This is a genomic window from Halomonas sp. KX33721, assembly GCF_001596805.1.
Taxonomy (GTDB): domain Bacteria; phylum Pseudomonadota; class Gammaproteobacteria; order Pseudomonadales; family Halomonadaceae; genus Vreelandella; species Vreelandella aquamarina.
Genome location: NZ_LVIA01000002.1, coordinates 19,688 through 27,719, shown reverse-complemented (window position 1 = coordinate 27,719; position 8,032 = coordinate 19,688). Strand labels below are relative to the sequence as shown.

8 protein-coding genes and 1 pseudogene are annotated in these 8,032 nt (G+C 54.2%); 4 read left to right on the top strand and 5 right to left on the bottom strand.

Going from position 1 to position 8,032, the window contains the following annotated elements:
- Nucleotides 1-350 precede the first annotated feature (350 nt).
- The 4 genes from A3220_RS00310 to A3220_RS00295 are packed head-to-tail and all read right to left on the bottom strand — an operon-like array spanning nt 351 to nt 2,875.
- Nucleotides 351-1,181, bottom strand: a complete 831-nt coding sequence (locus A3220_RS00310; RefSeq protein ID WP_062372266.1) for a CsgG/HfaB family protein — start codon at nt 1,179-1,181, stop codon at nt 351-353.
- A 55-nt stretch (nt 1,182-1,236) separates the two neighbouring features.
- Nucleotides 1,237-1,647, bottom strand: a complete 411-nt coding sequence (locus A3220_RS00305; protein WP_062372263.1) for a curli assembly protein CsgF — start codon at nt 1,645-1,647, stop codon at nt 1,237-1,239.
- Nucleotides 1,647-2,159, bottom strand: coding sequence for a CsgE family curli-type amyloid fiber assembly protein (locus A3220_RS00300; protein WP_084812721.1), 513 nt, complete (start codon nt 2,157-2,159; stop codon nt 1,647-1,649). Before A3220_RS00300 ends, A3220_RS00305 begins: the two co-directional genes overlap by 1 nt.
- 20 nt (nt 2,160-2,179) lie before the next feature.
- A complete protein-coding gene (locus A3220_RS00295) occupies nt 2,180-2,875 on the bottom strand; it encodes a LuxR C-terminal-related transcriptional regulator (protein WP_062372260.1) in 696 nt (231 codons plus the stop codon).
- Between the two features lie 267 nt (nt 2,876-3,142).
- On the opposite strand from A3220_RS00295, the gene rdgB reads away from it, so the two are divergent.
- The 4 genes and pseudogenes from rdgB to rlmJ all read left to right on the top strand — a co-directional run bounded on the left by rdgB (nt 3,143) and on the right by rlmJ (nt 6,596).
- On the top strand, nt 3,143-3,751 hold the full coding sequence (gene rdgB, locus A3220_RS00290) for an RdgB/HAM1 family non-canonical purine NTP pyrophosphatase (protein ID WP_062372258.1): 609 nt from the start codon (nt 3,143-3,145) through the stop codon (nt 3,749-3,751).
- A pseudogene (hemW, locus tag A3220_RS00285) lies at nt 3,744-4,914 on the top strand (radical SAM family heme chaperone HemW). Before rdgB ends, hemW begins: the two are co-directional and overlap by 8 nt.
- 78 nt (nt 4,915-4,992) lie before the next feature.
- Nucleotides 4,993-5,664, top strand: a complete 672-nt coding sequence (locus A3220_RS00280) for an OmpA family protein (protein WP_062361041.1) — start codon at nt 4,993-4,995, stop codon at nt 5,662-5,664.
- A gap of 86 nt (nt 5,665-5,750) precedes the next feature.
- The gene (gene rlmJ, locus A3220_RS00275) at nt 5,751-6,596 is read left to right on the top strand and encodes a 23S rRNA (adenine(2030)-N(6))-methyltransferase RlmJ (RefSeq protein WP_062372255.1); all 846 of its coding nucleotides are present in this window, start codon (nt 5,751-5,753) and stop codon (nt 6,594-6,596) included.
- 42 nt (nt 6,597-6,638) lie between these two features.
- On the opposite strand, the gene mnmE is transcribed toward rlmJ, so the two are convergent.
- Entirely contained in the window at nt 6,639-8,009 is a 1,371-nt protein-coding gene (mnmE, locus tag A3220_RS00270; RefSeq protein ID WP_044628570.1) for a tRNA uridine-5-carboxymethylaminomethyl(34) synthesis GTPase MnmE, read from the bottom strand.
- Nucleotides 8,010-8,032: the final 23 nt, after the last annotated feature.

Sequence of the window (8,032 nt, the reverse complement as noted above, 5' to 3'; positions counted from 1 at the left end):
GGCAGATCATCCTCGACTTCGGGCAGGATATCGGGCGCATGACGGTGCTCAAGACGCTGCGGAGCCGACTGCGTTATCCACGAGGAACGCCATGCTGACCGTCAATCGGCGACACTCTATCCACAAGCAGTTCCAAGCGACACGCGATCGCCAGATATGTCGTGCCTGGCGGGTGGAAAGGCATGACAAAACGGGCCGTCAGCACCGATCAGCACGGTGGGTTTTGGCAATAACGGGCTTGCGAAAGCCAACTTGCACGGGGCGAATGATCAAAAAGTGCTCGCTGGCGGTGATAGGGAAAGTGTCGGCGCCGGCTTCACGGATTCAGGATCAATAGAGGGAATGCATACTCAAAGCATAGGTATAGGTTCGTTGAGGTAGTCGCCTAGAACCGTTTCTTGCAGATTGGTCCCTGGTGATAGGTTCCAAAGACGGTTTTCTACCCCACGGGCAATCAAGTGAATCACTGCAGACTCGATAGCGGACATTACCGCTAACTGCACGGGCTCATTCGTGGTGATACCTGCCTCTGCTTCTAGCAAACGCCTAAAGTCGATGAAGCGATACACGCCAGCTCTGAGCTCTTTAGAGTAAATGGTTTTGGTGGTAGTGACGTTGGCAAGTATTTCACCGGTGGATATTTCTACCGCGCGCAAATTCACCGTGACTTGATCGACTTGATACTGACCCGATGCCCCGATACCAAAGTACTCCGCCCCCGCACCGCCCGTGCGGACATTGGATTCATAAGCGATAATGCCTCCTTCGAGCATCACGGATGCAGCGCGAAGTGAAGGCAAGGTATCGGGCTGGCCAAAACGCTCGAATTCAGCGCGAATGATGCGTCGTTCGGTCAACAGGTTCTGTAATCCCACCCTTTCTAAAGGTATAAACCAGCCTGAATCAGCCAGCGCACCTGTAAGCATGGCGGCGGCCCCTTGGGTGACAGCGGTTGAAAAAGTGCTGGCTGGGGCGGGTCGATATTGTCCGGTTTGATCTCTAAAGTCATATACAGAAACGAATATTTTTCCCGCAGGAGGCGGTAAAGAGACCAAGTCTTGATAAGTGGCGCCCCTCGGCGTTAGCGTTGCCTGGGCTCCTTCTAAATTTTCCGACGTGGCTACCATTCCAGCGCACCCGCTGAGTAGCCCAGCAATGACGATCGAGGCAATTATTTTCATGGTGTTCCCCTGAATACCTTAAGCCGTACTTTGTTGTAACGTGTACTTTTGATCATTAAGGGTTGAATAAACCGCCTACGCTAATTTCAGTCACGTCGCCGGTTATTTTATCGACGACGCGAACCACTAACTGTCCGCTACTATCACTGACGACAACGCCAAACTCGTCGCTATCGAAACTACCTTCGTCGACTTCTCCACGACTGACATCAGAAATCAATTGGGAGATCAACCGGCTCTCCAAGTTTTGTAGTAGACGTTCCGTTGACGAGAGAGACTGTACACTGCGTGTGTTCGGATCCGTCGTCGTGTCCTGTGCCTGTGCTTTACCCAGCAAGTAGCTACCCACAAAAGGGTCACCACCAAACGAAGGGTTGATGGGCTGATAGATCAAGTTGCCTGCCTGTGCTTGCGTTACCGCTATCGTCATTAGTCCTATGCTGGCGACGTTCTTTAACGTTTTCATCAAAATATCTCCTCTTTCCCCAAGTCTCTATCCGAGGTCAAAGCGGCTGAGAGCTGTTGTTGGAGTAGTGCGTCTTCGACGATTTTTACAGCGTCTCCCGCTACGCGATCAGCCTCGCTGATTCTTGGAGAAAGCTGCGTTCTAAAGTACATCCGGCTGCCTTCCATGACCCATACCTGACTGCCCCATCGAGCATCAGGGCGCTCTTGAATGGTGATAGTGGCATTGCCAATGATGACGTTATCCATTGCTCGCTGGCTAAAGGCGCGGTAGAACGTTTTTCCTGCCATAGTGATGGTACGGTCCACCATGATTCCGGTCAGTTCACTACTGCCAGTTGATCGGCCTTGTATCTCTGGTCCGTCCGGGCTCGATAATTGGTTAATCGCATCTACCTCGGCCTGCTCATTTCTGGTAAGTGACGATGTATCGACGGGCTCATTTGATTGAGCGTTAGCAATGCTTGTTAAACACCATAAGAGAGCAATAGAAATTTTATGCTTAGCAGCCATGATGCTTATCTCTCATTGAGTCATTGCGGATGCCGCTGCAGACTGCGCGCCGTTTCGATATTAGGCAAAATGGGTCCGAGGTTTTGATGGATCCAATTGAGCGCTTGAATTCGATTGTGCACGTTGATTTTTCGAAAGATGTTGTAAAGGTGCGATTTGACCGTGTGCTCGCTGACAAAGAGTTTGTCGGCAATCTGCTGATTCGAAGAGCCTGCACTGAGTAACGAAATGATCTCCATTTCTCGATTGGTCAAGCCGCAGGCAGGGCGAAACGCATTGCTTTGATACTTACGGTAAAAAAGGATCAAACGCGCCATTAAATCTCGAGACATCCATAGCTCACCTTCCAGCAGGGCATGAATGCCTTTGCAAATGACCTCCAAGCTTTCGTTGCGATAAAAGACGCCCTTGAGCTGTGCGCAGGACAAAGCTTCCAGAGCATGATCCATATCGCGGATGTTGAAGGCGGCCAGTGAGGTTTTAGCCAAGCTATCGGGAAGTTTGTCTTGCCATTCGGGCAAGGCGTCCACACCAATATGGTCGCTATCGATGAGGATCAGCAGCTTACTTGGGATGGCAGCAGGCAGTTGGTTTCTTGGTGAGTGGATGCTCACCGTACAACCCGTGTGGTCGTGTAAATAGTCGGCAAAGAGCTGCGACTGAGGGCTTTTTTCGGTGACGATGTACACTAAGCCGTGCGTCTTCTCATGTGACATTGTGGAGGCCTCGGTTGGATTGAAAGCAATCAGGAGGTACGAAGAGTGTTGCCCAATACGTCCTTTTCGTAAAGTTTTGTTATTAAAAAACATGAAGAAAATGGTAATTAAAAATTTAATTGAAATAAGCTGTTGATTTTAAATCAATTATTTCAATATAAAAATTATTTACCCATTTTTCTAATATGCCTTTAGTTACATATTGTCGCCTTTAGCTGCGCTCTCGGTAGGCGTAAACTGATCGCCTCATGTGAGGAGGTCGCCCCTATGAATGCAGCCAAAACGCTCGTTTTAGCCAGTGGAAATTCTGGAAAATTAAAAGAATTCAATAAGTTGCTATCGCCCCTCGGGCTGGATGTTCGCCCCCAGGCGGAGTTTGGCGTCCACGACGTCGAAGAAACGGGGCTGACCTTCGTAGAAAATGCGCTGTTAAAGGCGCGTGAGGCGAGCCGGGTAAGCGGGTTACCGGCGCTTGCCGATGATTCCGGTCTGGAGGTCGATGCCTTGAACGGGGCACCGGGTATCTATTCCGCTCGTTACGCGGGCGAGCCGAAAAGCGATCAACGTAACAACGAGAAACTGCTGGCAGCGCTGAGTGAGTGCGCGGAAGGCCAGCGCACGGCGCGTTACTGGTGTGTGTTGGTCTATTTACGCCATGCAGAAGACCCGGTACCGGTGATCGTCCAGCGTAGTTGGGAAGGAGAAGTATTGGCTCATCCGCGTGGCGAGGGCGGTTTTGGCTACGATCCGCTGTTCTGGCTACCCGATCAGGGGATGAGCGTGGCAGAACTACCCAGTGAAACGAAGAACCGCTTGAGCCATCGAGGCCGTGCGTTACACACGTTGGTGGACATTCTAAAGGTAGCGCATGGCTAATCGATTGCCGCCGCTCTCGCTTTATATTCATACGCCGTGGTGTGTTCGCAAATGTCCTTACTGCGATTTCAACTCCCATGAGCCCGACAACCGCGAACTTCCCGAAGCGGCCTATTTGGCCGCCTTGCTGAGTGATTTGGACGGCGATTTGGCGCTGGCGTCTGGCCGTACTCTTCAAACCATTTTTATTGGTGGCGGCACGCCTAGCTTGCTATCGCCGACGTTTTATCGACAGTTATTCGATGGCATTCGTGAGCGGCTCGCCTTTTCGCCTAGCATTGAAATCACCCTGGAAGCCAATCCAGGCACGACCGAGCAGCAGCGGTTCATTGGTTATCGGGAAGCCGGTATCAATCGATTGTCTTTGGGGGTGCAGAGTTTCCGCCCCACTCAACTGAGTGCGTTGGGGCGAATTCATACCGGCAACGAAGCGGTGACTGCCATCGGTGAAGCCAGAGCGGCGGGATTCGATAACCTCAATATCGATCTCATGCACGGCTTGCCCCAACAAACACCTGAGCAAGCCATGGAAGATATTGATCAGGCGCTTGCCCTCGATCCTGAGCATCTTTCGTGGTACCAACTCACCCTGGAGCCCAATACGGCGTTTTTTTTCTCACCCTCCTCCTTTGCCGGAGGAGGAGGCGTTGTGGGACATTCAGGAAGCAGGTCACCAGCGTCTTGAACAGGCTGGCTTAAAGCGCTACGAAATTTCCGCTTATGCCCGCCCGGGGCTACAGAGCCACCATAACCTGAACTACTGGCGATTTGGCGACTACCTGGGAATCGGTGCAGGTGCTCATGGAAAGCTCTCCTACATAGACTTCCAAGGGAAATGGCAGATCGAACGGCGTTGGAAAACGCGTCAGCCCGATGCGTACTTGCGCCGTGCCAATGATCCGCGTGGCTTCGTAGCAGGCCAGCAGCTCATTGAGCCAAACGGGTTACCGCTGGAGTTTGCCATGAACGCGCTGCGTTTAACCGAAGGGGTACCATTGGCGGATTGGGCGGCTCACACTGGCCAACCAGAGGCACTGTTACTTGCGCGTTTACACAGTGCTCAAGAAAAAGGACTTTTAATGGAAATGCCTGAAAAGCTGCGTGCATCGCCTCAAGGTCTATTATTCTTAAATGAGTTGCTGGCCTTAATCAGCGAAGAGTGATCAGTACAAGTGAAGTGATCAGTACAAGTGACCAGCGATCAATAAGGCAATAACCCAATCATAAGCAAGGAGTGAGTGATGCGTATTTCTCGACTACTGACCCCACTGGCAGCGGCGATATTACTGGCTGGCTGCGCGACGTCCGATCCTTACGGCGGTCAAACGCAGCGCTCGAGCACCGCCATGGGCACCGGTATTGGTGCAGCGATTGGTGCAGCGGCGGGCGCTTTATCCGGTGATGGCAGTACGAGCCGTCGTGACCGTGCGCTAATTGGCGCCGCAGTAGGCGCGGCTGCCGGCGCGGGTATGGGTGCTTATATGGACCGTCAAGAGCAGCAGTTGCGTGACAATCTGCAAGGCTCGCGTATTGAAATTGACCGCCGTGGCGATGATATTGTGCTTAACATGCCTAGCAGCGTCACGTTCGGGTTTGATTCCGCTGAACTCACAGCTGATGCGCGCAGCGCCCTGAACGAAGTGGCGAATGTTCTCACTCAGTACACCGATACCCGTGTAAACATTGCCGGCCACACGGACAGTACCGGTGATGCCAGCTACAACCAGCGCCTTTCAGAGCGCCGTGCCCAGTCGGTTGGTAGCTACCTGAGTCAGAACGGCGTGTCCTCCATGCGGTTGAACACCATGGGCTATGGTGCTAACCAGCCGGTGGCAAGCAATGCTACCGAGCAGGGCCGCGCGCAGAACCGTCGTGTAGAAATCACCCTGACGCCTACCGGCAACGGCCAGTAATATGCGTTAATCTCGGCATTGCCGTCCAACGCCCGCTATGCTCACATAGCGGGCTTTTTTTTTTGTTCAATTGCTAGCGAGCTGCCATGCTGTCGTATCAACACGCCTACCACGCCGGAAACTTTGCCGATGTCCAGAAGCATTTAACGCTTTTTGCGGTGGCTGATTATTTATTACGTAAAAAATCAGCAATTACATATGTTGATAGTCATGCGGGGAGAGGCCTCTATCCGCTAGCCACCAAAGAGACCCAGCGGCTTCAAGAGTATCGGGAAGGCATCGCTCCGCTCTGGCAGGCCCGACAGCAGCTGAGCGACCCGTTGCTTAGCCGTTGGCTTACCGCTTTGAATTCAGCACAACCCAACGCTGATGTGCTATCTCACTACCCGGGGTCACCCTGGTGGCTTGCTAAGGCGCTACGTGACCATGACCAACTGCGTCTATTTGAACTACACCCGGGTGAGCATGAACATTTGAGTGGCCAGACGCTGCCAAAGCAGGCACGTCGCGTATACGGCGATGGGTTGCAGGGGCTGAAACAGTTGGTGCCGGTGGCGACGCCACGAATGTGCGTGTTAGTAGACCCTAGCTACGAGCGCAAAGCGGAGTATCAAGAGGTTGTCGACGCGGTTGCTTATACCCTGGAAAAAGTGCGCCACGCCGTGTTGATGATTTGGTACCCGCTGCTGCCTGCTGGGCATCACGAAACGTTGCTCAGTGGGCTTGAAGCGAGCGGTATTCGTAAAATTTGGCACAGCGAGCTGCTGCTACGGGCCGCGGGGGAGAGTGCGCACGGGATGTACGGTAGCGGCATGGTGGTCATCAATCCGCCCTGGGGGCTGGATGAGCAGCTTGCTGCAGCGATGTCGCAGGTGACACCGCTGCTGGGGAGCCACAGCCACTACCGCGCCAAATGGCTGGTGGGCGAGTAGTGACGGATAGTCGTGGTGGATGATGTGTTACGAGTGGCTCGGTTATTTGCCGATGCAGAAGCTGCCAAAAATTTCGCCGAGCAGATCATCGGCGCTAAATTCGCCGGTGATCTCCCCCAGCGCCTGCTGCGCATCCCTTAGGTCTTCGGCAAGCAGCTCACCTGCACCGTAGCCATCTAGCTGTGCTCGCCCGGTATCGAGTGCAGCCATGGCGCGGTCAAGGGCATCCAGGTGGCGGCGGCGGGCGGAGAAGCGGCCCTCGGTGGTTGCAGAGAAGCCCATCACCTCTTTCAGATGCGTTTTCAAACTATCCACACCCTCTCCGGTTTTCGCAGATAGCCGAATAATCGGAGTGGCTGTGGATAATTCAATGCCCGGCGCTTCAGCACTGGCATCGATTTTATTACGCACCAGGGTAAGCCTCCTTTGATCGGGGAGGCGCTCCACGAACTCAGGCCAGATGCTCATTGGGTCGGTAGCCGCTGTGGTGGAAGCATCCACCATAAGCAGTACGCGGTCGGCCTTTTCGATCTCTTCCCATGCCCGGGCAACACCGATTTTCTCTACTGCATCGGGCGTATCACGCAGCCCGGCGGTATCAATAATATGCAGCGGCATGCCGTCTAGGTGAATGTACTCCCGGAGTACGTCACGAGTGGTGCCCGCGATGTCCGTCACAATAGCCGTATCCTGCTCGGTCAGCGCGTTCAGTAGGCTCGATTTACCTGCATTGGGGCGTCCTGCAATCACCACGCTCATGCCCTCGCGTAGCAGAGCGCCTTGCCCTGCGGCCTTACGAACAGCAACCAGCGCCTGCTGAACACTCTCTAAGTGCGTGGCGACATGGCCATCGGCGAGAAAGTCGATCTCCTCCTCTGGGAAATCGATGGCGGCTTCCACGTAAACGCGCAGCTCAATCAGCCGTTCGACCAGGGCGGAGACCCGCTGTGAGAACTCGCCCTGTAACGAGCGCACGGCGTTTTCAGCGGCGGAGCGGGAGGTAGCATCAATCAGGTCGGCAATTGCTTCCGCTTGGGCTAAATCCAGCTTGTCGTTTAGAAACGCCCGTTCGGAGAACTCCCCTGGCCGTGCCAGGCGAGCGCCTAGCTGCAGGCAGCGCTCAAGCAGCATATCCATAATGATGGGGCCGCCGTGGCCCTGCAGCTCCAGCACGTCTTCACCGGTGAAGGAGTGAGGGCCGTTGAACAGCAGCGCGATGCCCTCGTCAATAGTGCCCTCAGCGCCATGAAACGGGCCATAGTGGGCGTGACGAGGAGCAGGGCAGTCACCCAGTATCTCAGCGGCTATCGAGCGGCAGGCGGGGCCTGACACGCGAATGATGCCCACGCCGCCACGGCCAGGGGGGGTTGCCAAGGCGGTAATGGTGTCTTGGGTATAGAGTCGGTCGGCCATGACGCTTCCTAAAGACGAAAGAG